Source organism: Desulfatitalea alkaliphila, assembly GCF_022968795.1.
Taxonomy (GTDB): Bacteria; Desulfobacterota; Desulfobacteria; order Desulfobacterales; family Desulfosarcinaceae; genus Desulfatitalea; species Desulfatitalea alkaliphila.
Genome location: NZ_JALJRB010000027.1, coordinates 17,270 through 41,478 on the forward strand (window position 1 = coordinate 17,270; position 24,209 = coordinate 41,478).

Annotated in this window: 25 protein-coding genes and 1 tRNA gene; 17 read left to right on the top strand and 9 right to left on the bottom strand. The window is 59.5% G+C overall.

The genetic code is table 11. From position 1 onward, the window contains the following. The first annotated feature begins 19 nt into the window (after positions 1-19). The 5 genes from MRX98_RS18035 (at position 20) to glmM (ending at position 5,754) form a co-directional block, all read left to right on the top strand. On the top strand, positions 20-1,006 hold the full coding sequence (locus tag MRX98_RS18035; protein WP_246913311.1) for a GDP-mannose 4,6-dehydratase: 987 nt from the start codon (positions 20-22) through the stop codon (positions 1,004-1,006). A gap of 73 nt (positions 1,007-1,079) precedes the next feature. After that, positions 1,080-2,936, top strand: coding sequence for a glycosyl transferase (locus MRX98_RS18040; protein ID WP_246913313.1), 1,857 nt, complete (start codon positions 1,080-1,082; stop codon positions 2,934-2,936). Then, positions 2,929-3,171, top strand: coding sequence for a type II toxin-antitoxin system Phd/YefM family antitoxin (locus tag MRX98_RS18045; RefSeq protein WP_246913315.1), 243 nt, complete (start codon positions 2,929-2,931; stop codon positions 3,169-3,171). The genes MRX98_RS18040 and MRX98_RS18045 overlap by 8 nt, the downstream gene beginning before the upstream one ends. Before the next feature lie 46 nt (positions 3,172-3,217). After that, the gene (locus tag MRX98_RS18050; protein ID WP_246913317.1) at positions 3,218-4,363 is read left to right on the top strand and encodes a protein GlmU; all 1,146 of its coding nucleotides are present in this window, start codon (positions 3,218-3,220) and stop codon (positions 4,361-4,363) included. A 29-nt stretch (positions 4,364-4,392) separates the two neighbouring features. Then, positions 4,393-5,754 (top strand): phosphoglucosamine mutase, encoded by a 1,362-nt coding sequence (gene glmM / locus MRX98_RS18055; RefSeq protein WP_246913325.1) that lies wholly within the window; start codon positions 4,393-4,395, stop codon positions 5,752-5,754. A gap of 21 nt (positions 5,755-5,775) precedes the next feature. On the opposite strand, the gene MRX98_RS22210 is transcribed toward glmM, so the two are convergent. Next, complete coding sequence (locus MRX98_RS22210; RefSeq protein WP_343217776.1) at positions 5,776-5,895, bottom strand: PIN domain-containing protein; 120 nt, start codon at positions 5,893-5,895, stop codon at positions 5,776-5,778. A 46-nt stretch (positions 5,896-5,941) separates the two neighbouring features. Next, positions 5,942-6,178, bottom strand: a complete 237-nt coding sequence (gene vapB, locus MRX98_RS18065; RefSeq protein ID WP_246913328.1) for a type II toxin-antitoxin system VapB family antitoxin — start codon at positions 6,176-6,178, stop codon at positions 5,942-5,944. A 336-nt stretch (positions 6,179-6,514) separates the two neighbouring features. On the opposite strand from vapB, the gene MRX98_RS18070 reads away from it, so the two are divergent. From MRX98_RS18070 to fusA, 10 genes are all read left to right on the top strand, one after another. Continuing rightward, complete coding sequence (locus tag MRX98_RS18070; RefSeq protein ID WP_246913335.1) at positions 6,515-6,721, top strand: DUF2283 domain-containing protein; 207 nt, start codon at positions 6,515-6,517, stop codon at positions 6,719-6,721. Next, positions 6,722-7,030 (top strand): hypothetical protein, encoded by a 309-nt coding sequence (locus MRX98_RS18075; protein WP_246913337.1) that lies wholly within the window; start codon positions 6,722-6,724, stop codon positions 7,028-7,030. It begins immediately after the preceding gene. Positions 7,031-7,248: 218 nt separating this feature from the next. Continuing rightward, complete coding sequence (locus MRX98_RS18080) at positions 7,249-7,545, top strand: hypothetical protein (protein ID WP_246913339.1); 297 nt, start codon at positions 7,249-7,251, stop codon at positions 7,543-7,545. After that, a complete protein-coding gene (locus MRX98_RS18085; protein WP_246913341.1) occupies positions 7,532-7,735 on the top strand; it encodes a hypothetical protein in 204 nt (67 codons plus the stop codon). The genes MRX98_RS18080 and MRX98_RS18085 overlap by 14 nt, the downstream gene beginning before the upstream one ends. Positions 7,736-7,976: 241 nt before the next feature. After that, positions 7,977-9,326: an exodeoxyribonuclease VII large subunit gene (gene xseA / locus MRX98_RS18090; RefSeq protein WP_281432428.1), complete on the top strand. Its 1,350-nt coding sequence runs from the start codon at positions 7,977-7,979 to the stop codon at positions 9,324-9,326. A gap of 25 nt (positions 9,327-9,351) precedes the next feature. Next, the gene (locus MRX98_RS18095; protein ID WP_246913345.1) at positions 9,352-9,615 is read left to right on the top strand and encodes an exodeoxyribonuclease VII small subunit; all 264 of its coding nucleotides are present in this window, start codon (positions 9,352-9,354) and stop codon (positions 9,613-9,615) included. Beyond that, positions 9,608-10,546, top strand: coding sequence for a polyprenyl synthetase family protein (locus MRX98_RS18100; protein WP_246913347.1), 939 nt, complete (start codon positions 9,608-9,610; stop codon positions 10,544-10,546). The genes MRX98_RS18095 and MRX98_RS18100 overlap by 8 nt, the downstream gene beginning before the upstream one ends. 26 nt (positions 10,547-10,572) lie before the next feature. After that, positions 10,573-12,489: a 1-deoxy-D-xylulose-5-phosphate synthase gene (dxs, locus tag MRX98_RS18105; RefSeq protein WP_246913349.1), complete on the top strand. Its 1,917-nt coding sequence runs from the start codon at positions 10,573-10,575 to the stop codon at positions 12,487-12,489. Between the two features lie 10 nt (positions 12,490-12,499). Then, positions 12,500-13,237, top strand: coding sequence for a TlyA family RNA methyltransferase (locus MRX98_RS18110; RefSeq protein WP_246913351.1), 738 nt, complete (start codon positions 12,500-12,502; stop codon positions 13,235-13,237). A gap of 232 nt (positions 13,238-13,469) precedes the next feature. Further along, the gene (fusA, locus tag MRX98_RS18115) at positions 13,470-15,539 is read left to right on the top strand and encodes an elongation factor G (protein WP_246913353.1); all 2,070 of its coding nucleotides are present in this window, start codon (positions 13,470-13,472) and stop codon (positions 15,537-15,539) included. 124 nt (positions 15,540-15,663) lie between these two features. Here the strand turns inward: fusA and MRX98_RS18120 are convergent, their stop codons facing one another. The 4 genes from MRX98_RS18120 to MRX98_RS18135 all read right to left on the bottom strand — a co-directional run bounded on the left by MRX98_RS18120 (position 15,664) and on the right by MRX98_RS18135 (position 17,547). Then, on the bottom strand, positions 15,664-16,758 hold the full coding sequence (locus MRX98_RS18120) for an SPL family radical SAM protein (protein ID WP_246913355.1): 1,095 nt from the start codon (positions 16,756-16,758) through the stop codon (positions 15,664-15,666). Positions 16,759-16,771: 13 nt separating this feature from the next. Then, the gene (locus MRX98_RS18125) at positions 16,772-16,966 is read right to left on the bottom strand and encodes a hypothetical protein (protein ID WP_246913357.1); all 195 of its coding nucleotides are present in this window, start codon (positions 16,964-16,966) and stop codon (positions 16,772-16,774) included. Positions 16,967-17,001: 35 nt separating this feature from the next. Continuing rightward, positions 17,002-17,445 (bottom strand): cereblon family protein, encoded by a 444-nt coding sequence (locus MRX98_RS18130; protein ID WP_246913359.1) that lies wholly within the window; start codon positions 17,443-17,445, stop codon positions 17,002-17,004. Between the two features lie 14 nt (positions 17,446-17,459). Next, a tRNA-Leu gene (locus MRX98_RS18135) sits at positions 17,460-17,547 on the bottom strand. A gap of 300 nt (positions 17,548-17,847) precedes the next feature. On the opposite strand from MRX98_RS18135, the gene MRX98_RS18140 reads away from it, so the two are divergent. Next, a complete protein-coding gene (locus tag MRX98_RS18140) occupies positions 17,848-18,450 on the top strand; it encodes a hypothetical protein (protein WP_246913360.1) in 603 nt (200 codons plus the stop codon). Between the two features lie 19 nt (positions 18,451-18,469). Here the strand turns inward: MRX98_RS18140 and recC are convergent, their stop codons facing one another. From recC to MRX98_RS18155, 3 genes are read right to left on the bottom strand one after another with little or no spacing between them, the layout of a single operon-like run. Then, positions 18,470-21,811 (bottom strand): exodeoxyribonuclease V subunit gamma, encoded by a 3,342-nt coding sequence (gene recC, locus MRX98_RS18145; RefSeq protein WP_246913368.1) that lies wholly within the window; start codon positions 21,809-21,811, stop codon positions 18,470-18,472. Then, on the bottom strand, positions 21,811-22,467 hold the full coding sequence (gene elbB / locus MRX98_RS18150; protein WP_246913371.1) for an isoprenoid biosynthesis glyoxalase ElbB: 657 nt from the start codon (positions 22,465-22,467) through the stop codon (positions 21,811-21,813). Before elbB ends, recC begins: the two co-directional genes overlap by 1 nt. A 59-nt stretch (positions 22,468-22,526) precedes the next feature. After that, positions 22,527-22,916 carry a PaaI family thioesterase gene (locus tag MRX98_RS18155; protein WP_246913373.1) on the bottom strand — a complete coding sequence of 130 codons (390 nt, stop codon included), beginning with the start codon at positions 22,914-22,916 and terminating at the stop codon, positions 22,527-22,529. A 150-nt stretch (positions 22,917-23,066) separates the two neighbouring features. Between MRX98_RS18155 and MRX98_RS18160 the strand changes: the two genes are divergently transcribed. Next, positions 23,067-24,176 carry a M24 family metallopeptidase gene (locus MRX98_RS18160; RefSeq protein WP_246913375.1) on the top strand — a complete coding sequence of 370 codons (1,110 nt, stop codon included), beginning with the start codon at positions 23,067-23,069 and terminating at the stop codon, positions 24,174-24,176. Positions 24,177-24,209: the final 33 nt, after the last annotated feature.

Here is a 24,209-nt window from a genome sequence, read left to right on the forward strand (position 1 = left end):
ACCACCACGGAGCGAAATCATGCGAGTTTTGATCACCGGCGGCGCCGGGTTCATCGGGTCCCATTTGGCGGAGGCCTATCTGGCCAACGGGGACGAGGTCTATATCATCGACGATCTCTCCACAGGTTCCCTGGACAATATCGCCCACCTGAAAGAAAAAGGCGGCTATTCGAAGCGGTTTTTTGTGCACATCGACACCATCATGAACCGTGAGGTGATGTTGGAGCTGGTGGGTACCTGCGATGTGGTGCACCATCTGGCGGCAGCGGTGGGGGTGGAGTATATTCTGAACAATCCCATGGAGTCGATCACCACCAACATCCAAGGCACGGAGATCGTGCTGGAGCTGTGCAACAAGTTCAAGAAACGGGTGCTGATCGCTTCCACGTCGGAGGTGTACGGCAAGCACACCCATGCGCCGCTGGTGGAGACGGACAATATCATTTACGGGCCTTCGAGCAAGTTCCGCTGGAGCTATGCGGCCTCCAAGCTGATGGACGAGTTCATGTCCTTGGCCTATTTTCGGACCACCGGATTGCAGGTGACCGTCGCCCGGTTGTTCAACACGGTGGGGCCGCGGCAGACGGGGACGTATGGAATGGTGATCCCGCGGTTGGTGGGGCAGGCGCTGCGCAACGAGCCGCTGACGATTTACGGGGACGGGAGCCAGACGCGCACCTTTACCGATGTGAAGGACGTGGTGTGGGCGTTTCAGCGCATGGTGGAAAACGAGGGGGCCTTCGGCGAGGTGTTCAATGTCGGCGGCATCGAGGAGGTATCGATTCTGGAGCTGGCCAAACGGATCGTGGCGTTGACCGGTTCGTCGTCGGAACTGAAGTTGATTCCCTATGATGAGGCCTTCGGCAAGGATTTTGAGGATATGCAGCGGCGGGTGCCGGGGGTGGACAAGATTCGCAAGTTGATCGGGTTCGATCCGAAAAACGACCTGGATGCGATATTGACCCGGGTGGTCAGTTATATGCGCAAACGGCCGGATGGGGCTTGAAGCGCTGGTGTCAGCGTTGTTTCTGTAGATGAACGTTTTTATCCAACGGATAGCTGCTGATTGCTGAAAGCCAATGATCGACAATCCAACTCTGCTGTTTCTTTTCTCCCTGGCGTTGGCGGCGGCGGGTACGCCCGTGGTGCGGTGGGCGGCGCTGCGTTATGGCTGGGTAGCGCAGCCGTCGTCGGACCGGTGGCACAAGAAGCCGACCGCCTTGATGGGCGGTATCGCCATTTTCGGTGCCATGGCCGTTGGGCTGGCGTTGATGGCCGATTTCGGTTCGCTGGTCGGGCATGTGTTTCGAACCGATGGTGCCCAGGGGGTGCCGTCCGCCGGAGCGGTGATCCTGGTGGGCGCTTCGTTTCTGTTTCTCGTCGGGCTCTTCGATGATTTTCGCAGTTTAAAACCCCACAACAAACTCATCGGCCAGATCATCGCGGCGGCCTGGGTGGTCTTTCTTGGGTTTCGGTTGAACTGGTTCCACTCCTTGACCGGCGACACCATGGTCACCCTGTTGTGGGTGGTGGGCATCACCAATGCCTTCAACCTGATCGACAACATGGACGGTCTGTGCGCCGGTGTGGGAACAGTGGCATGTTTGGCCCTGGCGTTTCTTTTTGCGCCACTGGCGCGGGAGCCGATGTTGATCGCCTTGGTGTTGGCGGGTGCCATGGGTGGCTTTTTGATTTACAATTTCAATCCGGCCAAGATTTTCATGGGCGATTGCGGCAGCCTGGTGATCGGTTTCAGCGTGAGTGTGCTGGTGCTGTGTTATGCCTCGGTGCCGTCCGCGACGCCGCTGGCCCGGTTCGCCATTCCGGTGCTCATGCTGCTGGTGCCCATTCTGGATACCACCCTGGTGACAGTGATTCGCCTGTTGAGCGGACGCAAGGCGTCCACGGGAGGACGGGATCACACCTCCCATCGTTTGGTGTTGATGGGGTTTTCGGAAAAGAGCGCTGTGCTGTTTCTGTATGGAACAGGAATGGTTGCAGGGTTGGCGGCCGTGTTCGTCAGCCGCAGCGACACCCTGACATCGCCGGCGGTCATCCTGCCGGTGGTGACGGCCGTGGTGTTGATGGGAATTTACCTGAGCCAGTTGCGGGTCTATCCGGAGAAGGAGTTCTCGGCATTGCGAGACCGGACCTTCACGCCGGTGCTGCTGGAGCTGACTTATAAACGGCAACTGCTCTTTGTCCTTTTCGACCTGGTGCTGGTGGCCTTCTCCTATTACCTGGCCTATCGGCTGCGCTTCAGCGGGGTGGAGTTCTCCCTTTATTTCCCTGTGTTTCTCAGTTCGCTGCCGGCGGTGATCGGTTGTAAAATGGTGGTGTTCCTGGCCATGGGGGTCTATCGTGGTCTCTGGGGGTATTTGAGCACCAGCGATGTGTTCCTTGTGGGACGGGCCTCGGCGATGGGCACCTTGCTGTCGGTGGCGGCGGTCACTTTCATTTACCGTTTCCAGGATTTTTCCAAGGGCATCTTTGTCATCGACTGGATGCTGACCACGGGCTTGTTGCTGGGGGTGCGCGGTTCCTTCCGCTTTTTCATCGAAACGCGCAACCGCCAGACGCTGGCAGGAGACCGGGTGGTGATCTACGGCGCGGGCAGGGCAGGGGAGTTGTTGCTGCGCGAGATCCTGAACAATCCGCGGTTGGGCGTCAAGCCGGTGGGGTTCGTGGATGACGACACCCTTAAAAATGGTAAAAAGATTCAGGGCTATCCGATTCTGGGCGCATTTGAAGAGATGGATCGGATTCGGGAACAACATGGCGTGGCCGGGGTCTTGGTATCCTTCAACGATGCAGAGGGCGCCAACAAGGCATCCCATTCGGCGGCAGAAGATTTTTGCCGAACGCATGGGTTGTTTATGAAGAAGTTTCAAATTAGTCTTAAAGATGTGCCGCTTAGGGGAGGTATTGATGATTAAAATCTCCGTTACCGAAGCAAGAGCGAATCTTTCGGCCATACTATCCAAATGTGCATACGGGAATGAGCAGTATGTGATTATGCGGCGTAACAAACCGGTTGCTGCCTTGGTGAGTGTTGATGACCTGGGCATCGTTGAGCAGCATGAGGAACGCAAAGGGCTTGCGAGCGTTGTGGGCAAGTGGGAAGGGTTTGAGGAAATCGTTGTCCGCAGATGTCGCGATATTGCTGAATAGGGGGCCCATGGACCGTATTGAACAATTGTTGCATAAGGGTGTTGCGATGCCCGACCCCGGGGCGGTGGTGATCGGCGACGATGTGGCGTTGGACCGCATTTCCGGCGATGGGGTGGTGTTGCATCCGGGCAGCCGCATTTCCGGTGCGCGAACCTTTGTTACGTCCGGGGCGCGGATCGGCAGCGAGGGGCCGGCCACGGTGGAGAACTGTTACGTGGGGCCGGGGGCGGCTTTGAAGGGCGGTTATTTTGCCGACGCGGTGTTTCTGGCCAAGGCCTCCTGCGGGCTGGGGGCCCATGTACGCCAGGGCACTATTTTGGAGGAACAGGCGAGTGTGGCCCACACGGTGGGGCTCAAACAGACCATTCTGTTCCCCTATGTGACCCTGGGTAGTTTGATCAATTTCTGCGATTGCCTGATGGCCGGCGGCACGGGGCGCGACAACCACAGCGAGGTGGGCAGTTCGTATATTCATTTCAACTTCACGCCCAACCAGGACAAGGCAACGCCTTCGTTGATCGGGGATGTGCCGGGCGGTGTGATGCTCAACCGCTCCCCTGTTTTCCTGGGAGGGCAGGGGGGGCTGGTGGGGCCTTGCCGGTTGGCCTACGGCACGGTGACGGCGGCGGGAATTATCTGCCGGCACGATCAATTGAAGGAAAACCACTTGGTCCTGGGCGGCAAAAGCCGCAGCGGTAGCATTCCTTATGTAACGGGCAATTTTCTGGGGCTCAAGCGGATTCTGGATAACAATTTCCATTATATCGGCAACCTGTATGCCTTGGGACAGTGGTATGCCCATGTGCGGCGGTTGTTCGTGGGGAATGGGTTGCCGGCGCCGCTGCTGGAAGGGTTGCAGGAGACCTTGCAAAACGGCATCGACGAGCGAATCGGGCAGTTGGGGCGCCTGCGGGACAAGTTGGCCGGCGCGGCGGCGGACGGGGTGGCCGGGCGTTTCGCCGATGGTTGGTCGGAGCTGCGGGAGCGGCTGATCGCGCTGCAACCGTTCGAGGGTGATGGAGCGGTGCGGGACCGTTTTCTGGAGCAGGTGGCGCATCAAATCAGTGAGCGGGGCAAGGATTATCTGGCGGTGATCGGCGGCCTGGACCGAGCGTTGGCCGATGCGGGGACACAATGGTTGAACGGCATTGTTGAGCGGGTGGCGGAGACGGCAACTCTTTTGACGCGATAGGCTGAGTCGACAGGTAGATGACCAAGTAGATGACGAAACTATTCGGTACGGACGGTATTCGGGGCGTGGCCAATCGCTATCCGATGGATGCTCCCACCGCTTTGGCCGTGGGGCGGGCGATCGGGGTGCATTTCGGTGGGGCGAAGGGCAACACCGGGTCTAGTAAGGGACTGGTGGTGATCGGCCAGGACACGCGCCTTTCAGGCGACATGCTGGCCCAGGCCGTAGCCGCCGGGGTTTGCGCGGCGGGGATGGACGTGGCCCTGGCCGGGGTGTTGCCGACGCCGGGCATCGCGCGTTTGGCCGCGGACAACGGTGCGCTTGCGGGGGTGGTGATTTCCGCTTCGCATAATCCATTTGAGGACAATGGTATCAAGGTGTTTGACGGCGGCGGGTTCAAGCTTGCCGATGCGGAAGAGGAGCGGATCGAATCCCTGGTGTTGAATGGTTGTCGTGGCCCCGTCGAAACCGCTGATTTCGGCGTCGGGCGGCTGCGCGGCATTGCGGATCCGGATGGTTGTTATTTGGATTTTTTGTCGGCGGTCGCCGGCGACCTTTCGCTGGAGGGAATGCGCATTGTGCTGGATTGCGCCAACGGGGCGACTTTCCGGGTGGCGCCGGAATTGTTTCAGCGGCTTGGCGCCCGGGTGACGCCGCTGTTTTGCACGCCGGACGGCATGAATATCAATGCCGACTGCGGCTCGCAGCACCCCGATGCCCTGGCCCGGGCCGTCAAAGAGCAGGGCGCCGATGCGGGATTGGCCTTCGACGGCGACGGTGACCGCTTGATCGTGGTGGATGAAACGGGTCGGGTGCTCAGCGGCGACCAGATCATGGCCGTCTGTGCCCGGCATTTGAAGGAGAAGGGCGCCCTGGCCGGGGATCTGGTGGTGGCCACGGTGATGAGCAACACCGGGTTTCACCAGGCGATGCAGGGGCATGGTATCCGGGTGGTGACCACAGGGGTCGGCGATCGTTACGTGATGCAGGCCATGGTGCGCGAAGGGGCGGTGTTGGGCGGCGAGGATTCGGGGCACTTGATTTTTCGGGACGTGCACACCACCGGCGACGGGTTGGTGGCGGCGCTGCGACTGCTGGGCGCCGTGCGGGATGCGGGGCGTCCGCTGTCCGAGTTGGCCGCCATCATGACGGTCTATCCCCAGGTGCTGATCAATGTGGATGTGCGCGAAAAGCCGGATTTGGAGGGCGTGCCGGCCATCGCGGAGGCCATCACGGCGGTGGAAACGGCGTTGGGCGACCAGGGGCGTGTTCTGGTGCGTTATTCAGGTACCCAGAACATGTGCCGGGTGATGGTGGAAGGGCCGACGCGGGAACGGACGGAACAATTGTGCAAGGATATTGCGGAGGTGGTGCGGCGGGAGATTGGGTAGGGGGCACAGGCAATGATAAGACTATACCCAGTTTTCTGTTCTTAGAGCGGATACTCTTTCAAATTCCCGCAAGTTGTTGGTTACAAGGATCAGACCTTCGCTACGTGCATGGGCTGCGATATGCAGATCATTGACACCGATGGGGGTTCCTTAATTACAATGTTGGTATCGAGCAAATATTTGAGCATTAAAAGGGCTCCCTGTCAGATTGTGTTTGCTCTGCGCGTTCAGTCAGAAAATCATCGGTCACCCTGTTTTCGGATATAAAGAAGCTATCCCAAAGGTTTTCCACCGGCGAGATGATGCGCTCCTTGCCGACGGATCGTACAAAAACTTTTTTCACTCCTTTGGGGAAGCGCATGTCCGCTGGGAGCCGGACTGCTTGTGTTCGATTGTTTGTAAATACAGAACCTTGATTTGGCATCAGTTTACCCTCCATTTATTGACCAAGTTGTTTTAGTGATTTTAGTTCCAACAATGCTATATGTCAATTGTATATAGCATTTTGCACAGGGCAATCGCATGTAGAAATCCTTGCCGGTGGCGGGAGTGATGCTCATGACCTCCTGTTGCTGCGCAACACTGGCAACTAGTTGCCAGTGCCACCCGCGGGAGATCGGGTAGCGGTGTTATCGAATCCAAATCGAAATCGGGATCGCAATCGGGATCGAAAACGATGCGCTTCCTTCGTCAGCACATCCTATGGTTCATTCCCTAACGGCTCGCTTTCATTGGTGCAGATCGTAAAAGGAGCGAAGGTATGGCAGCGTTGAAAATATATTTTGATGCGGAAGCCAAAACGTTGACCGTTTGGTTTGACAATCCCGAAAACGAGTTCATCGCTGAGGAAACCGGGCAAGAGGTTATTTTGATAAAGGATAAAGATGGCAAGGTGATCGGCTTCGAGCGCTTGCATTACGAGATGGCTTCGATAGACGATTTGACGATTGAGGCGGTCGCTATTTAAATGAAGCCTGAGCAATTATATCGCGAATTGAAGGAATTAGCGGAAAAGCTGGACATTCGGGTGTTGGAGCAGAATTTCCGCCCGACCGGGATTCATGTGAAGAGCGGCTACTGCAAGGTTAAAGACAAGGATCATTGTATCATCGATAAGCACCTGCGATTGAATCAGAAAGTGGAGGTGCTGGCGGAGTGTCTTGCCGGGTTGCCCATCGAGTCAATTTATATTGTGCCGGCGGCCAGGGAGTATCTGGACCGGTTCAAGCCGCAGGAGTTCAATTCGGATGACACCGTACCAAATCGTCAGGATTGATGCGCTTCCTTCGTCAGCACATCCTATGATTTGATGATGATTTGTGATGAATTTTATCGCGAATTGAGGGATAGCGTTTTGGGAAAAAGAACATGCGCTATAGGATGTGCTGACGAAGGAAGCGCATCTTTTCGATATCGATTTCGATTAAATCCGCACCTAATTCAGGTTGCCCATGTGTTGTGCCTGCGCTATAATATGCGAAAAGGAGGTGTGTGATGCCCCAAACCCAGCAGCAAGCGATGCAACGAAAACCGATCTTAATGCCGGCGGATATGATTTTGAAAGTTGAAAGGCTCGCTGAGACCAAAAAGGTGTCTTTTGCCGAGGTGGTCCGTCAAGCCGTGGATGCTTTTGAGGCTGAACTTTCCGCCGATGACAGTGATATGCTGGAAGCCATGGTGGAAGCTTACCTACAGACCGCTAAGGCAGCGATCACTAAAATAGATCAGGTGATGGAACGCCTGGATGAAACCCACGATATTTTAGGAAGGAACAAATATGAGTCTCGGTGAGAAGATATTTGATGCCATGCGAACGGGTGCGGTGATGAATCAAAAGTTGTCCACACTTGTTGACAAGGTGGAGCGCATGGATACGGACATGCGAGACTTGGATCGTCGCATCATACGCTTGGAAACCACAGTGGATATTTACACCCGTAGCGCCACGCCAACCCGGACACCAAAACGAATTCCTGAATAGATAATTTTTAAAAACACTCTCTGTAGGGGTGCGCTGTTTTTGCCAGCACATCCTTGGTGGGAATACAGTTGCGTCATAAAGTTTACATAATATATCTTATCGGACATTAATAATATCTGATGATCCTCCCTTATGCCAGGTTTGGTTTGATCGACAATGGAATGTGGTCTATATTGTGGCCACGATTTGACCGATGTCTTCAGAGAACTTAAACAACGATACGCCTGACAGGTAACCTTCATTGGATCCCAACAACGGCACACTCCCGCGGCAGATATACTCGGTTGCCAAGCTGACCACGAATATTAAACGGTTGCTTGAAGATAAGTTCGCCATGGTATGGATATGTGGCGAAATATCAAACTTGCGTATCCCCTCGTCAGGCCATGCCTATTTCACGCTCAAGGACGACAAGGCGCAAATCGCGGCGGTGATGTTTCGTGGCCAACTGCGCCGTTTGCGGTTTGATCTGGATGACGGGCTGACCATCATCGCCATGGGTCGTATAACGGTGTATGAACCCAGGGGCAACTACCAGATTGTTTTGGAGTATGCCGAGCCCAAGGGTGCGGGAGCGCTGCAATTGGCCTTCGAGCAGCTCAAGGCCAAATTGGCCGCCGAGGGGCTTTTCGATGAGCGGCACAAGCAGCCCCTGCCCTTCATGCCCCGCACCATCGCCGTGATTACATCCCCCACCGGAGCGGTGATTCGTGACATTTTGCATGTGATCGGGCGGCGTTTTCCCAATGTTCGGGTGGAGGTACTGCCGGTGCGGGTGCAGGGGGACGCCGCGCCTGCCGAGATTGTCCGGGCGTTGCGGATCGCCAATGTGCGCGCCAGGGCCGATGTGATCGTTCTGGCGCGCGGCGGCGGATCGCTGGAGGATTTGGCGCCTTTCAACGCGGAGGCGGTGGCGCGGGCCGTTTTTGATTCACGGATTCCGGTGGTTTCGGCGGTGGGCCACGAGACCGATTTCACCATTGCCGATTTCGTGGCCGATGTGCGGGCGCCGACCCCTTCGGCGGCGGCGGAGTTGGTGGTGCCGGTCAAGGCGGAGCTGCGTCGGCATCATGTGCTGTTGGCGCAACGCATGGCCGGTGCAATGATGCGCATGGCAACGCGCTGGCGGGAGCGGTTGGACCGCGCAAACCGATCCATGGTGCACCCCATCCGCAAGGTGCAGGAGAATCGGCTGCGGTTGGATGATTGGACGGAGCGTTTGCAGCGTGCCGTGCGGCACATTCTGCAAAACCGCCGCACGGCAACGGCGCAGGCCGACCACCGGTTGCAGCGCGGCAACCCGATGGTGATGGTGCGCGAGCGCCGACAACGGGTGGAGATGCTTGCTTTTCGCCTGACCCGTGGCATGGACGGGCAAGTGGCGGCTTGCAAGGGGCGGCTGGCGGCCGGGCATGCGGCCCTGGATGCCTTGAGTCCGCGTTCGGTGCTGCGGAGGGGTTACAGCATCACTCGAAAGGTGAACACCCAAATTGTTGTTACTTATAGTGATAGTGTTCACAGTGGCGAACCGCTGGAGGTCATCCTGGCTCGGGGCCGTTTGCAGGTCACGGTGGACCGGATAGAGGATTAGCGCAATCGGGGAAGGGATAAAACACATGGCCAAGCAGTCCTTCGAGAAGGCAATGGAGCAGTTGGAACAGATCGTCCAGGAAATGGAAGCGGGGGAGTTGCCCCTTGAAAGCGCGCTCAAGAAGTTCGAGGAGGGGATCAAGCTGTCCCGTTACTGCGCCCAGAAACTGGACGAAACGGAAAAGAAGGTCACCCTTTTGATGGAACAGGGGGACGGGTCGATCAAAGAGGCGCCGTTCGGTGCCGAGGGGGATGCCGAGGGAGGCGCGGGGACCGAATCCTATGAATAAGGATGGGACAACAGCAGTCGACACCTTTTCGGTGCCAGCTTTCGATCTCAACGACTACCTGGCCGTGCAACGCAGCAAAATCGATAGCGCCTTGCTGACCTCGATCCAACGGCTATGCCCCAGTGACCACATGCAACCCGCGGTGATGCACGCGGTCACGGCCGGCGGCAAGCGGTTGCGGCCGGTGTTGTGCCTGGCGAGCTGTTCCGCGGTGGGCGGGAATGAAACGCAGGCCATGCCGGCGGCCTGCGCGCTGGAGATGATCCACACCTACTCCTTGATTCACGACGACCTGCCGGCCCTGGACAACGACGACCTGCGCCGCGGACAGCCCACCTGCCATGTGCGTTTCGGTGAGGCAACGGCCATTCTGGCCGGCGATGCGTTGCTGACCATGGCCTTCGAAGTGATGAGCGAGGCCGCGCTGCAAGCCGATGGGCAGTTGCTGCCGGCCTGGACGGCGGTAATGGCCGCCATCTCCCGGGCGGCGGGTTGCCGCGGCATGATCGAAGGCCAGGCCCGCGATCTGGCTTTTGAAGGGGTCAAAATCGGGCGCGACGATTTGGCGGCATTGCACCGCTTGAAAACCGGCGCTTTGATCCAGGCGGCCACCCGCTCCGGCGCCCTGCTCGGCGGGGGATCGGCGCAACAGGTGACGCAGCTGGCGGAATATGCCGATTGCATCGGGTTGGCCTTTCAGGTGGTGGACGATCTGCTCAATGTGAAGGGCGATCCCGCCGTGATGGGCAAAGCGGTCGGATCGGACCAAGCGCGGCAAAAGAACACCTACCCTGCCCTGTTGGGCTTGTCCGGCGCCGAGGCCTACGCCCGCGCATTGGTGGAACAAGGCTTGCAGGCATTGTCGATATTTGATAACAAAGCAGACCCCTTGCGGGCCATCGCGGGTTATATTATCGATCGAGATCATTGATTTAACGCTGAAGGAGCACTGGAAAGTTGGGGTTGCTTGAAAACATTCAATCGCCGGCGGATCTGAAGAAACTGCCGCGCCAGGAGTTGCCGCAACTGGCGGTGGAGATCCGCCGGGTCATTGTGGATGTGGTATCGCAAAACGGGGGCCATCTGGCTTCCAGCCTGGGGGCCGTGGAACTGGCCATTGCCATTCACTACGTGTTCGACACACCCGAGGACAAGGTGATCTGGGATGTGGGGCATCAATCCTACGCCCACAAGCTGCTGACCGGGCGGCGTCAGCAGTTTGCCACCCTGCGTCAACATGGCGGCTTGTCCGGCTTCACCAAGCGCAGCGAAAGCCCCTTCGATCCTTTCACAACGGGTCACAGCAGCACCTCCATCTCCGCCGCTCTAGGCATGGTATGCGCCAACCGGCTGCAGCAAAAGAACAACAAGGTGGTGGCGGTGATCGGCGATGGTTCCATGACCGCCGGTCTGGCCTACGAGGCGATGAACCAGGCGGGCGATCTGCACAAGGATTTGATCGTCATTCTCAACGACAACGACATGTCCATTGCCCGCAACGTGGGCGCCCTCTCCTCCCTGCTCAGCCGCACCCTTTCCGGACAGCGGTTGCAAACCTGGCGCAAGGATCTGGGTGAATTTCTCAAATCGGTGCCCAAGATCGGCGACAACATCTACCAGTGGGCCAAACGCAGCGAGGAGTCCTTCAAAACCTTCATCACCCCGGGCATGTTGTTCGAAGCCTTCAACTTCGACTATTTCGGTCCCATCAACGGTCACAACTTGGCGCACCTGATCTCCATCCTCAGCAACATCAAGAACCTGCGCGATCCGGTGCTGTTGCATGTGACCACCCAGAAAGGCAAAGGGTACGCCCGGGCGGAGGAGAACCCGGTCTATTTTCACGGGGTGGGCTGTTTCGATGTGACCACCGGCGCCAGCACCGCGCCGTCTTGCCCGCTGCCCACCTTTACCCAGGTGTTCGGCGAAACCATGGTGCACCTGGCGGAACATGACGACCGCATCGTGGCGGTGACCGCCGCCATGCCGGAGGGGACCGGCCTGGCCGCCTTCGCGGAACGGTTTCCGGAACGGTTTTTCGATGTGGGCATCGCCGAGCAGCACGGCGTCACCTTCGCCGCCGGCATGGCCGCCGAGGGGTTCCGGCCGGTGGTGGCCATCTATTCCACCTTTTTGCAGCGCGCCTACGACCAGATCATCCACGACGTGTGTATCGAGAACCTGCCCGTGGTGTTCGCCATCGACAGGGGCGGTCTGGTGGGCGAGGACGGCCCCACCCATCATGGCCAATTCGACCTCTCCTTTTTGCGCAGCCTGCCCAACCTGGTGGTGATGGCGCCCAAGGACGAAAACGAGCTGCGCCGGATGCTGGTGACCGCGCTGCGCCATGACGGCCCCATCGCGGTGCGTTATCCCCGGGGGATGGCCGTGGGTGTTCCCATTGACCCGAATCCCGCCCCCATTCCCATCGGAAAGGCGGAGGTGCTCACCGAAGGCGACGACATGCTCATCATGGCCATCGGGCGCATGGTGCCTGTGGCGATGGCGGCCTGTGAGGCGCTCAAGCCCCTGGGCATCGCGTGCACCGTGGTCAACGGCCGATTCGTAAAGCCCCTGGACAGTCAATGCATCGTACGCCTGGCCGAGCGCATTCCCCACATCCTGACACTGGAAGACAATGCCCTGCAAGGCGGTTTCGGCAGTGCCGTTTTGGAACTGTTGAACGATCACGGTGTATCGCCCCTGAATGTGCAGCGTTTGGGCCTGCCGGACCGGTTCGTGGAGCACGGTTCACCCGCCATCCTCTATGCCGAATACGGCTTGGACGTTGCCGGGGTGGTACGGGCCGCCCGGCAGTTGATGGCCCGGGTGCAGCCGAGACCCCCTGTCACCGTCGTCGCCCGGGGCAATTGACGGATACGCAATGGCCGGAAAAACACGCTTGGATCTGCTGCTTGTCGACAAAAGCCTGGCACCCAGCCGGCAGCGCGCCAGGGCCCTCATCATGGCCGGCAAGGTGCTGGTGGACAATCAGCCGCTGGACAAACCGGGCACGGCTGTATCGGAAACGGCCGCCATCACCCTGAAGGGTGAGGATCTGCCCTACGTCAGCCGGGGTGGTTTGAAACTGGCAGCCGCCTTGGAAGCCTTCGCCATTAACGTCGACGGCATGGTGTGCCTGGATGTGGGCGCCTCCACCGGCGGATTTACCGACTGTCTGCTGCAACACGGCGCAAGCCGGGTCTACGCCGTGGACGTGGGCTACGGCCAACTGGCCTGGTCGTTGCGCCAAGATCCACGGGTGGTGGCCATCGAACGCACCAACATCCGCCATATGCCGCCGGGCAGCCTGCCCGAAGCCGTGGACCTGGCCACCATCGACACCTCCTTCATCTCCCTGCGCATCGTCGTGCCCGAAACCCGCAAGTTTCTCAAACCGGGCGGCCGCATCATCGCCTTGATCAAACCGCAGTTCGAAGTGGGCAAGGGCATGGTCGGCAAGGGCGGTGTGGTCAAAGACGGTCGTCAACATAACGCCGTCATCGCCGCCTTGCGGCGCTTTTTCGAAGAGCAGGGCATGCGAACGGGCCAGGTCGTTGCTTCCCCGATTCTCGGCCCGAAGGGGAACAAGGAGTTCGCGATGCTGATCCAGGCGGAATAGAGCCGATTTTACCCTTGATTTTTTCCCTCCATATAGATACCAATATCAATTTCAATGGGGTTGGCACTACCCAAGCCCGAAAAGTCAGCCATGATACACGCAGGCATCAAGGCGCAAGGTTTCACCAGCGCCGAAGACATGCCACACGGTTACAAAACGGAATGGTTGGCTTTTTTTCATCCGCGAAATGGCCAAAATCCATATTTCCAGAGAGGAGCGCGAGTAACCAACAATGGCAGAAAAGCTGAGAAACATTGCCCTGGTCGCCCACGGTGGCGCGGGTAAGACATCGTTGGCAGAGGCTATGCTGTTTAAGGCCGGCGTGATCAAACGTCAAGGTCGCGTGGAAGACGGCAACACGATGATGGATTACGAGCCTGAAGAGCTCAAACGCCAGACCAGTATCAGCACCAGCATCGCCCAAACTCCTTGGAAAAAACACAGCATCACCCTCATCGACACACCGGGCGATCAAAACTTCTTCACCGACGCCAAGCTTTGCATGCAGGCCGCCGACGCGGTGGTGGCGGTGATTGATGCGGTGGACGGTGTGAAGGTGCAAACCGAACAGGCTTGGGATCTCGCCACCGAATTCAACCAACCGGCCATCATTTTCATCAACAAACTGGACCGTGAACGGGCCGACTTCCAGCGCGCCTTCGATGACGTGGCCCAATCTTTCGAAGCACCCAAGCCGATCATCGTTCAACTGCCCATCGGATCGGAGGCCGAGTTCAAAGGGGTCGTCGACCTGGTGGCCATGAAAGCCTACACCTATGACGATGACGGCAAAGTGACCGCCGGCGATATCCCCGCCGATATGCAGGACGAGGTGGCGGCGGCCCGCGAGGCGATGATCGAGAATGTGGCCGAGGCGGACGACGCCCTGGTGGAAAAATACCTGGAAGGGGAAACCCTCACCGACGATGAGATCAAAACGACCCTGCGCAAGGGGGTTGTCAGCCGGGCGTTCTCACCCGTGCTTTGCGGCACGGCCACCAAGAACATCGGGGTCGATTTGTTGATGGATTTCATCGTCAACTGCCTGCCGTCGCCCTTGGACATCGCCTCCCGCAAGGGCATCAATCCGGCCGACAACAGCGAGGTGGAACGGGCGCCGGACGGTGCCGCCCCCTTTTCCGCCTTTGTGTTCAAGACCGTCGCCGACCCCTATGCCGGACGTCTTACCATCTTCCGCGTGGTCAGCGGATCTCTGGGGGGCGACGGCACCTTCTTCAATCCCAACAAGGATGTGAAGGAGCGGTTCAGCCAGTTGCTGACCATCATGGGCAAGGAGCAGAAATCGGTGGAGGAGGCCGGTCCCGGTTCCATCGTGGCCGTGGCCAAACTCAAGGAGACCACCACCGGCGACACCCTCTGCGCCGATAACGCCAAGGTGCGTTTCGAAACGGCGGAACCCATCGCCACCCTCATCACCTTCGCCCTGGAACCCAAATCCAAGGGGGACGAGGAGAAGATCATGTCCTCCCTGGCCCGCCTGCTGGAAGAGGACAAAGGGCTCAAGGTGGATCGCAATGCGGAAACCAAGGAGATACTGCTTTCCGGATCGGGCCAGGTACACATCGAGGCCACCATCGAAAAGCTCAAGCGCAAATTCAATGTCGAGGTGAACCTCACCCCGCCCAAGGTCCCCTATCGTGAAACCATCAAGAAAAAAATTCGCGTGCAGGGCCGCCACAAGAAACAGACCGGCGGACACGGCCAGTTCGGAGATTGCTGGATCCAGCTCGAACCCCTGCCCCGCGGCGGCGGCTTCGAATTCGTCGATGCCATCGTGGGCGGCGTGATCCCGCGGCAATACATTCCAGCGGTGGAAAAAGGCATTGTGGAGTCGTGCCAGAAGGGCGTCCTGGCCGGTTTTCCCTGCGTGGACTTCAAGGTGACCTTGGACGACGGCTCCTACCACGCCGTGGACAGCTCCGAAATGGCCTTCAAGATCGCCGGCAGCCTGGCCTTCAAAAAGGCCGCCGAGCAGGCATCGCCGGTGTTGTTGGAACCGATCATGAAGGTGCGCATCACCACCCCCGACGAGTTCATGGGGGACATCATGGGCGATCTCAACGGTCGGCGCGGCAGGGTGCTGGGAATGGACAGCGCCGGTAAATACCAGGTGATCAACGCAGAAGTGCCCATGTCCGAATTTCTCACCTACGCCCCGGACCTGCGCTCCATGACCGGCGGCCGCGGCATCTTCAGCATGGAGTTCGAACGCTACGACGAAGTACCGGCCCAAATCGCCGATAAACTACTGGCGGAGATCAAGAGCCAGAAGGAAGATTAGCCACCGACCCAATTCAGCACAAAACAACGGGGGCATGTTCCTGATCGGATGAGGAGCGTGCCCCCTTTTTGTTTTGCTACTGGGGGTGGACGAAGGGGGCACGGCATGCCGTACCCTATGGACGCTAATGGACGCCGCAGACGCGGCGGGCGCTTTGGTCCAGCATAGCCGGCAGGCCGCCATGGGTGTCGGGTGAAAAACCCAGGCTGTTGCACCACACAGTCTCGTCTTCCATGCAGAAATAAACGGTGGCATTGGGGGCGTGGTGGCGGATCCAGCCGGCGATGCGGCGATAGATGTCGATCCGCAGCGGTTTGAAATAGCGCATCTTGTTGTCGATGCCGGTGATGAATTCACCGTGGACGATGGCCGAGTCGGGAAAACGCTGCTGGATGACCGGCTGCAGGGCGGGCATGAAACGCAGGGTCCCCATGCTGATCCAGACGATGTTGCCGGGATCGACATATTGGAAAAGGGTGTCGATCACCTGGCGGTACTCATTTTCGCAACCCGGGTAGAGCACGATGGGGTCGAAGTGGAACGCCAGGGGATAGCCGCGGTCTTGACATTGGGCGGCGGCCCGCAGGCGGGCCTTCAGCGAGGTGGTGCCCCGCTCCTGGGTGGCGATGATGCGGGGGGTGTTCAGGGACCAGGCCATGATGGTGCGGCGTCGATGATCCAGATCCAGCAGATCTCCGATGGCGGTGGTTTTGGTTTTCAGCTCCAGCACCGAACGGTCCTGGCGCGCGAAACGCTCGACCAGCAGTGGTGTGAGGTCCGACCAGGCCTCCCAGATCAGGCTGTCGGTAAACTCCCCGGTCCCGATGCGCAGCGTGCGTCCTTGGTCCAGGGCGGCATCCAGTTCCCGCAGCAGGTCTTCATGGTTGACGAAGTATTGAAGGACCGGCGGGTGGAAATAGCTTTGCAGGATACAATAGGCGCAATCCATGGTGCAGTAGGTGCCGATGTGCAGGATCTGGTAATCGCAACAAATGTACTCTTTGGTGCCGGGACATTGGCGAATGAACGCCCCTTGGTTGCGGGTCAGCAACAAGCGCTGTTTGCCGCCGCTCCAGGGGTCCGCCTCGTTTTTTAGGGTGTCGTACAGTTGTCGGGTGTCCGGCACGATGATGGGAGTGAGGCCCAGACGTTCGGCAAAACGTGCCGCAAGGGAATTGTCCGCCACGGTTCGGTCGACATAGAGGTGGGTGATGGTCATGGTCGCCGCGTGGTCAAAAGAAAACCAGGAGAATGGGCAGCAACACGACGGCGGTGAGGATGATCATTCCCGGCGGTGTGAAATAAGGCGCATACCACGGTGCACCGGCGGCCTTGAGTTTCCGGGTTTCCTTTAAAAACCAATTGCCGACGATGACGGCGGCAATCAACGCACATGCGTACTGTATCAGTTTGATCACGACTTCCAACGGACAACCTGCCTTTTTAAAAAATACTCTCGCTTTCAGTCCTTTGGCGCGGCAGCCAAAGTCAACCGATCGACAATCAAACCCCAAAAGCGCCCGCCGCCCTGGTGACTGAACAACCAACCCAGATGGGTGCCGCACCTGCCGCAAACGGTTATGCGCCAGGCGTGGCCGGCAAACCACGTGAAGTCGGTGGAGGGCGGCCCCATGAATCCGCAGCCGGTCACCGAGGAAAAACAGGCGATCTCGAAAACCACGCCACCCGGATTGGCGAAGGTGTGACGATGGCTGCCGTTGACCGCGATCCGCTCACTGGGACGGGTCAGCCGCTGTCGGCAATTACGGCACAGATACCACGCCTCTTCCTCCCGATCCCGCGTCGCGACCTCGTCCAGTGACTCCGCAATACCGTCCGGGCCTTGCGGCACGGGGGATTCGGTTTTCAGCAAGCGGGTCGGCGGGCCATATGCGGTGGGGCACATCGTTCCATCATATTTGGTGCCTGGAGCCGGAATCGAACCGGCACAGAGTACAACTCCGAGGGATTTTAAGTCCCTTGCGTCTACCAATTCCGCCATCCAGGCATGTTCACCTTCAGTTCACCTTCAGCGAATAGGGCTCTTTTAACGGGATGGGGGGGGATTGTCAAGATTGCGCAAAAAGTAGGCTGGTTGTCGGGTGTGTGGGGGGCGACGGGGTTTGTCGTGGTGAAGGAGAAGTTTAAAATTTAAAATTTAAAGCAATGAATTCTATCGATTATAACTCAAACAACCCAACAACCGCAACCAACCCAATCACCCGTTAATCTTTGACTTGCTTGCGCTCATTTTGATATGCAAACGGCGAGGTTGATGTACAAAACCCGAAACGAGAGGAGCGATGGGATGACACGCGTTTTATCGATCACCTTGGCGACCCTGGTGTTGCTGCTGGCGGGGATGGCTTCGGCCGGTGAGTGGGATGTGGGGTTGACTGCGGGCGCCAAGTCCATCAATGCCCATGTGAACCACAAAACCTACCTGCACAACGGCTATTTTCGCATCGGCGGCTCCGGTGTCTACATGGATGACGATCCTGAAAAATACAAGTGGGGCAGTCTCGATTTCACCGTTGGCAGCGACACCCTGGTGCCCGGCTTGAACGTGGATGTGGGGTTGCGCGGTTTGGTGGGATCGGCCGAGGACCGGCGCCACTCCGGCGACTTCGGCGCGGTTGCCTTCACTGGCGGTGCGGAATACTATTTTCCGCCCCGGATGATGCCGATCCCTTTGGAACTGTTCAGCCGCTTGACCTGGGCGCCCTCTCCTCTTTGTTTCATGGACGGCGACCAGTTCCTCGAGGTTACCGCGGGTGTGGGCATTCGAATCATGAGCATGGCCTCCATCCGTCTCTCCTATACGGCCCACCGTTTGGATTTTGATTCGGGTCCCGGCAGTTGGGACCTCAAGGACGACGCCTTCCGGGTCGGTATCGTGATGCGCTTCTAAAGCAGGCGGTATTGCCCTTCTAATTTAGAGGTTGGGCGGCTGACCGCCCGCTTAGAATCGGCTCGAAAAGGGCCAAGGCCGATGATTCGAATTCCGGTGTGAAGAGATTCGCGGCGTGACAGGCCCGCTTGAGATAGGGATCCGCCGACTCCCCCGACATCCTTTGGCTGCCTTGCCACTTTCCCTGTGCGGCCCACAGGGCTGCCTTTGCCGGTTTTTGTTTGATGATGCGTTCATAGGCATAGGTATAGCTCGTTTCGCAGTAGATCGGCAGCGGCGCTTGCAAGCCCTGCCAGTAGAGGTCCAGGCAATGCCGCAGTCGCTCAAGGGCGGCCGCCGCCGGCATCGGGCCCCACTGCCAGGCCTCGTCCCGTCCGATCAGGATGCTCGTGGGGGGCAGCGCCGCGTCGGCGGCCGCTTGCATGGCGACGTGGCGGATATGCAGGTGCAACAGGTCGGCAGGGCGAATGCGGCCCATGCGGTACACCACTCTGCCGCTGTCATGGATGTGATCGAGGATGCCGTGCACGGTAAACGGCGCCAAATCGAGCGCGATGGGAACGGCGCGATGGGGGTCGGGGGGCACGAAGCCTTCCAGCAGCCGCATGAACTGCCGCACTTCGCCGGCCTGTTGGCGGTGACGCAGTCGCCCCACCGTGCCGTGGGGAATTTGCCCTGCGGCCCGTGCCGTTGTGTACACCTGCTCTTCGGACAACCCTTCCTGAAACGCCTTTAACATTTGTTGGTGCAACTGGTAGCGGTCCAGCGGGTCCAGGTCGAATCGTTCCCGATCCGGCAGGGATTCGTCCGCGGACGGCCAATGGACGCCCAGGCGATTTTCCATGATATATCGCACCGGATGGATGAAGAAACGGGACAACTGGTCCAGGCTGCAATGCCGCCACTGCTCGTCGGGCGGCGATAGCGGTTGATCGCCGAAAAGCGGTATCCCGTCGGCGACGCCCGTCTGCTCGGCCGCTGCGCGGTTTTCCTCGCTGTAGCTGAACAGTTTGCGGTCGCGGCCGTCGAAGTAGGCCGGCGAAAAGGCGTGCAGCGGGTGGCGGGTGACCAACTGTTCCGGTGGTATGCCGAACCCTTCTTGCACATACTCCACCAAATCGTCCACCACCACCGAAGGGGGAATGGGGGTGTTGTCCTGGATATCCTGGCCCACGTAACTGATATAGAGGGTCCGACGGGCCGAGATGAGGGTTTCCAGGAAGAGATAACGGTCGTCCATGCGTTTGGAGCGATCCCCGCGGCGCGGCGCCAGGGAGATCAGATTGAAACCCGGTTCCCGCTCCTGGCGTGGAAAAGCGTCGTGGTTCAGGCCCAGCAGGCAGATGGCATCGGCGGGTATGCTGCGCATGGGCAACATGGCGCAAAAGGTGATCCCGCCGGCCATGAAGCCGACCCCGCGGGTGGTGGCGCCCAGGGCGTCCCGAATATATTGCCGCACCACCTCGAAAGCGAAGGCGGCTTCGCCGCAGTAGGCGCCTTGGGCCAGGGGAGCGACGGCGCCCAGCATGCCCGCCAGTTCGCCTTCTTCCATGGCATCGGCATGAAAGAAGGTTTCGATCATCTGGTGCATGCGCCGGTGCCATCCGGCCAGTGTGTCCCGGGCCGGCAGATCGACAACGGTATCACGCAGGGTTTCGGCGAAGTGCACGAAGCCGCCCAACACCTGCTCCTCGCCGGCGCCGATGCTTTCCAAGGGCAAAACGTCGGCGAACAGAAGGTTGGGTGCACCGTCCAGGGCATAGCCCAGCACCAAGCGGTCCAGCCCCGTGCGCCAGGTGTTTTCCCTGAAGGCCGGCAGTCGGTGACGGCGTCGGTCGCGTCGGTCCCAACCCCAGCGGATGTCGGCGGCGCGCATCCACTTTTCCACCAGGACCAGATCGGTGTTGCACAACCCGAAGCGCTGATGCACGGCCGGGCACTCCAGCAGGGCCATCACCCGGGACGCTTCGAAGCGACTCTCCTTCAGGTCCAACAGCGATAGAAAGGTCTCCACCGTGGCGCTTTCCGCCGGCAGCCGTTGATCGGTGACCGTGTACGGCAGGCGCGCCGGGTCGCCGCTGGTTCGCAGCGCGCCGAAAACGGCATGGATGTATGGCGCGTAAAGACCGATGTTGGGGGTCATCACCAGGATGTCGCGGGGTTCCAGGGTGGGGTCGGCCGCCAGCAGGTCCAGCAGTTGGTCGTATAGGACCTCCACTTCCCGCATGGGGCCGTGGCAACTGTGAATCTGCAGCGAGCGGTCGTTTTCCGCGATCACGGGCCGTTGCCCCGCCGCGGGATCGTCCGCTGCGGGGCCGCGGTCCACCAGATCCAGGATGTCCTGTTGCAGAGTGCCCAAGAGGGTCGCGGGGCCATCCTGAAACGCTTCCTCCATGTGGGCCGTGGATTGCTGAATGAAATCGAAAAAGGGCTTGCCCAACTGCCCCAGGGATGCCAGCAGGCGGTTGCCGCTATCCAGGTGCAGGTCTTCCGCTTGCAAGGCCTTGGGGGGCTTGCCCGACGCCGTCGATGTGCTGCGACCGGCGGCGGTGCGCCGACGGATCTGTTGATGGTCGGACAGAATGTCGGACCAATAGTGCCGACAGGGGTTCATGGAAAACAGAACAACGGGTCTGTGCCGTGCCAACGCCTCCAGGACCGCCAGGTGAAAGGGCGGCAAATAAGAGATGCCGAAAACCGCCAGCCGTGGCGGCAAACCCTCCAGGGCGCCTTCGGGGGCGTCGTTCAAGGTCTGGATCAAGCGCTGCTGCATGGCGCTGCGGTGCATGCCGGGATGATCGGTCGCCAGTCGATGCCACAACACGGCTTGCCACTTGGCGGCAACGGCATCGGCGGTTTGGGCCTCCGGCGATGCCCCCCCCTGCCCGTCCGCTTCCCAGGCGATCAACAGGTCGGGCCGGAAAACCGCATACTGATCCAGGACATCGGCGATCTTACGGGCCAGCTGATAGCGCTTGAGCGGACGGTCGTCGTCGGCCAGATAGCGGCGCAGCGGGTCGAACGCCGGTTGGGGCAGCAATTCGGGCAACAGTCTCAGGATGCGGAAGGCCAGAAGGCGGGCGTCAAAAGGATTGGCCGCCGGCAGCGGCCCCACCAGCCGGGCATAAAGTGTTTCCAGCAGGGCGTTTGGAAATGGAAAGGCCACATTGGCGCAGATGCCGTTGATGCGCGCAACGGCCATGGAGATCCACCGTTGCATGCCCTTGCTTTGCACCATGACCTGCTCGGGTTGCAGCGGATGAGCGCCAGGGTCTTGGGGCGGAGTGGCCAGGATCCCGGCCAACCCCGCCACCAACACCTCGAGGCGATTGCTGGTGATGATGTTAAGTCCGGTAGGCACTATGCCAGTTCGACCACCTTGCGCACCAGTTTTTCGATCCCCACGGCCACGTCCTTGATGCCGGGACCCAACATGTAGGCCGGAGTGGTGACGATTTTGCGCTGGGTGTCCACATGAATGTCGTCCACGGCGCAGGTCACATGCTTGGCGCCCATCTTCTCGATGGCCGCACCGGTGCCCATGTCCTTGCCGATAGTCACTTCGGGATGGCGATCGCCCAGGGCGCGGGCCAGTGTCGCCGGGGCGATGCACAACGCCCCGATGGGTTTGCCGGCATCGGCCATCTCGTCCAGAATGCGCTGGACCTGGGGGTGCACCGTCGCTTCCGGTCCCTTGACGGCAAAATCGCTCAGGTTTTTTGCGGCGCCGAATCCACCGGGAATGATCAGGGCATCCAGCTGGTCCGCCTTGACGGTGGCCAGGTCCACGATCTCACCGCGGGCGATGCGGGCCGATTCCACCAGCACGTTGCGCTTCTCGTCCATCTCCGTCTGGTTGGTATGATCGATAACGTGCAACTGCTGCATGTCGGGCGCCATGCATTGCACCTCCGCGCCGGCCTGATCCAGGTAGAGCAGGGTCAACACCGCCTCATGGATCTCGGCACCGTCAAACACACCGCATCCCGCCAATAATACACCAATTTTCTTTGCCATTTCCCCTCCTTAATTGAATCTAATACCACAAACCTTTCGCTCACCCCCAAGAGGCGTTTTCATGCTTTGTCCATCACATGTTTGTCCAGCACGAAGCAGGTGAACATGCCCTGAAACACCACCTCCTCACCCTGGGTCACCGAGACCGCCACCCACTGCTTTTTGCCCTGCACTTCCTCCACCCGCGCCTCGGCCGTCACCTCGGCATCGACGGCCAGCGGTTTGAGGAATTTGACATCGGCCGCGCCCAACACCACGTTGGGGTGGTTGACGGCGATCATGGCGGCATAATCGGCCAATCCGAACAGAAAGCCGCCGTGCACCAATCCGGTGTCGTCGGCCGCCATCACGGCCGTGGTGCGCAGCACAACCCGGCTGTATCCTTCTTCAACGGCCACCGGCCGGCCGCACAATGTGGGGTCGATGGCTTGGTGGGTGATGATCTCCATGGATGCCTCGTTGGTTGATTGTCGGGTGGTTTTACCGGGCGCCGGGCGCTGTTTGATCGCTGGTGACAATGCGCCCCACTGCATGCTATACAACGGTAATCTTTCGATGAATGGTCACTTGATAACAAAAGGGATCGGCAGGTGTCAAACATGATTGCGTCTCGCTTGGAACAGGTGCATGGGGCCATGGATCGTTTGCAGATCGATGGCTTCCTGGTGTTGACGGAAGAGAACCGCCGTTATTTGAGCGGTTTCACCGGCGAAGACCACCACTTCGACGAATCGGCCGGGGCCCTGTTGATTACCGCAGAGCGCCTGGTGCTGGCCACCGACACCCGTTTCGAGCTTCAAGCAAAACACGAGGCGCCGGACTATGAACTGGTGATTTACCGCGACGGCTTTGCCAAATCGTTGGCCGAGCTGGTGCAGCGTTTCACCATCCGTCGCTTGGGCTTCGAATGCGTGCGGGTTTCGGTGCAACAGTTCGACCAGTGGCGGAAAACATTGAAGGAGGAAGGGGCAACGCCGGAATGGGTGCCGCTGGAGGATCTGGTAGAGCAGTTCCGCCAAATCAAATCGCCCGAGGAGATCGAACGCACCCGTCGGGCCCTGGCCCTGGCGGAAGAGGCCTTTCTTGAAGTGCTCAAGGAGATGCGACCGGGCATGACGGAAATAGCGGTGGCCTGGGATCTGGAACGGCGCATGCGGGAAGCCGGCGCGGACGCCCTCTCGTTTCCGCCCATCGTCGCCGCCGGTCCCAACAGCGCCCTGCCCCACGCCATCCCTTCGGACCGGCCCATCGGCACCGGCGAGCCCATCCTCTTCGATTGGGGCGCCAAGCTCAATGGCTACTGCTCGGACACCTCCCGCACCGTGATCCTGGGCGACGCCGACGACACCTTCCGCAAGGTGCACGACACCGTGCTGGAGGCCCAGCGGCGCGCCATTGCGGCCATCCGGGCGGGCGCTTCCAGCAAGGTCGTGGATGCCGAGGCACGCGACTTCATCCACCAGCAAGGTTTCGAAGGCAAATTCGGTCACGGCTTGGGGCATGGTACCGGCTTGGCCGTACACGAAGCGCCGCGACTGAGTCCCCTGCGGGACACCCCCCTGGAAGCCGGCATGCTGGTCACCGTGGAACCGGGCATCTACCTGCCCGAATGGGGCGGCGTGCGCATCGAGAACCAGGTGGTTGTCGGCGAGGATGGGCCCATCGTGCTGAACCGCTTGGCGACCCACTGGGAAGCGTTGTCGGGTTGACGACCGATGGTGAGTGTCCAACGAAAGCAGCGC

Bases quoted from the DNA above. Each gene is read 5' to 3' on its own strand.
- MRX98_RS18035 (WP_246913311.1), top strand. From the start codon at position 20: ATGCGAGTTTTGATCACCGGCGGCGCCGGGTTCATCGGGTCCCATTTG.
- MRX98_RS18040 (WP_246913313.1), top strand. From the start codon at position 1,080: ATGATCGACAATCCAACTCTGCTGTTTCTTTTCTCCCTGGCGTTGGCG.
- MRX98_RS18045 (WP_246913315.1), top strand. From the start codon at position 2,929: ATGATTAAAATCTCCGTTACCGAAGCAAGAGCGAATCTTTCGGCCATA.
- MRX98_RS18050 (WP_246913317.1), top strand. From the start codon at position 3,218: ATGCCCGACCCCGGGGCGGTGGTGATCGGCGACGATGTGGCGTTGGAC.
- glmM (WP_246913325.1), top strand. From the start codon at position 4,393: ATGACGAAACTATTCGGTACGGACGGTATTCGGGGCGTGGCCAATCGC.
- vapB (WP_246913328.1), bottom strand. From the start codon at position 6,178: ATGCCAAATCAAGGTTCTGTATTTACAAACAATCGAACACAAGCAGTC.
- MRX98_RS18070 (WP_246913335.1), top strand. From the start codon at position 6,515: ATGGCAGCGTTGAAAATATATTTTGATGCGGAAGCCAAAACGTTGACC.
- MRX98_RS18075 (WP_246913337.1), top strand. From the start codon at position 6,722: ATGAAGCCTGAGCAATTATATCGCGAATTGAAGGAATTAGCGGAAAAG.
- MRX98_RS18080 (WP_246913339.1), top strand. From the start codon at position 7,249: ATGCCCCAAACCCAGCAGCAAGCGATGCAACGAAAACCGATCTTAATG.
- MRX98_RS18085 (WP_246913341.1), top strand. From the start codon at position 7,532: ATGAGTCTCGGTGAGAAGATATTTGATGCCATGCGAACGGGTGCGGTG.
- MRX98_RS18095 (WP_246913345.1), top strand. From the start codon at position 9,352: ATGGCCAAGCAGTCCTTCGAGAAGGCAATGGAGCAGTTGGAACAGATC.
- MRX98_RS18100 (WP_246913347.1), top strand. From the start codon at position 9,608: ATGAATAAGGATGGGACAACAGCAGTCGACACCTTTTCGGTGCCAGCT.
- MRX98_RS18110 (WP_246913351.1), top strand. From the start codon at position 12,500: ATGGCCGGAAAAACACGCTTGGATCTGCTGCTTGTCGACAAAAGCCTG.
- fusA (WP_246913353.1), top strand. From the start codon at position 13,470: ATGGCAGAAAAGCTGAGAAACATTGCCCTGGTCGCCCACGGTGGCGCG.
- MRX98_RS18120 (WP_246913355.1), bottom strand. From the start codon at position 16,758: ATGACCATCACCCACCTCTATGTCGACCGAACCGTGGCGGACAATTCC.
- MRX98_RS18130 (WP_246913359.1), bottom strand. From the start codon at position 17,445: ATGTGCCCCACCGCATATGGCCCGCCGACCCGCTTGCTGAAAACCGAA.
- MRX98_RS18140 (WP_246913360.1), top strand. From the start codon at position 17,848: ATGACACGCGTTTTATCGATCACCTTGGCGACCCTGGTGTTGCTGCTG.
- elbB (WP_246913371.1), bottom strand. From the start codon at position 22,467: ATGGCAAAGAAAATTGGTGTATTATTGGCGGGATGCGGTGTGTTTGAC.
- MRX98_RS18155 (WP_246913373.1), bottom strand. From the start codon at position 22,916: ATGGAGATCATCACCCACCAAGCCATCGACCCCACATTGTGCGGCCGG.
- MRX98_RS18160 (WP_246913375.1), top strand. From the start codon at position 23,067: ATGATTGCGTCTCGCTTGGAACAGGTGCATGGGGCCATGGATCGTTTG.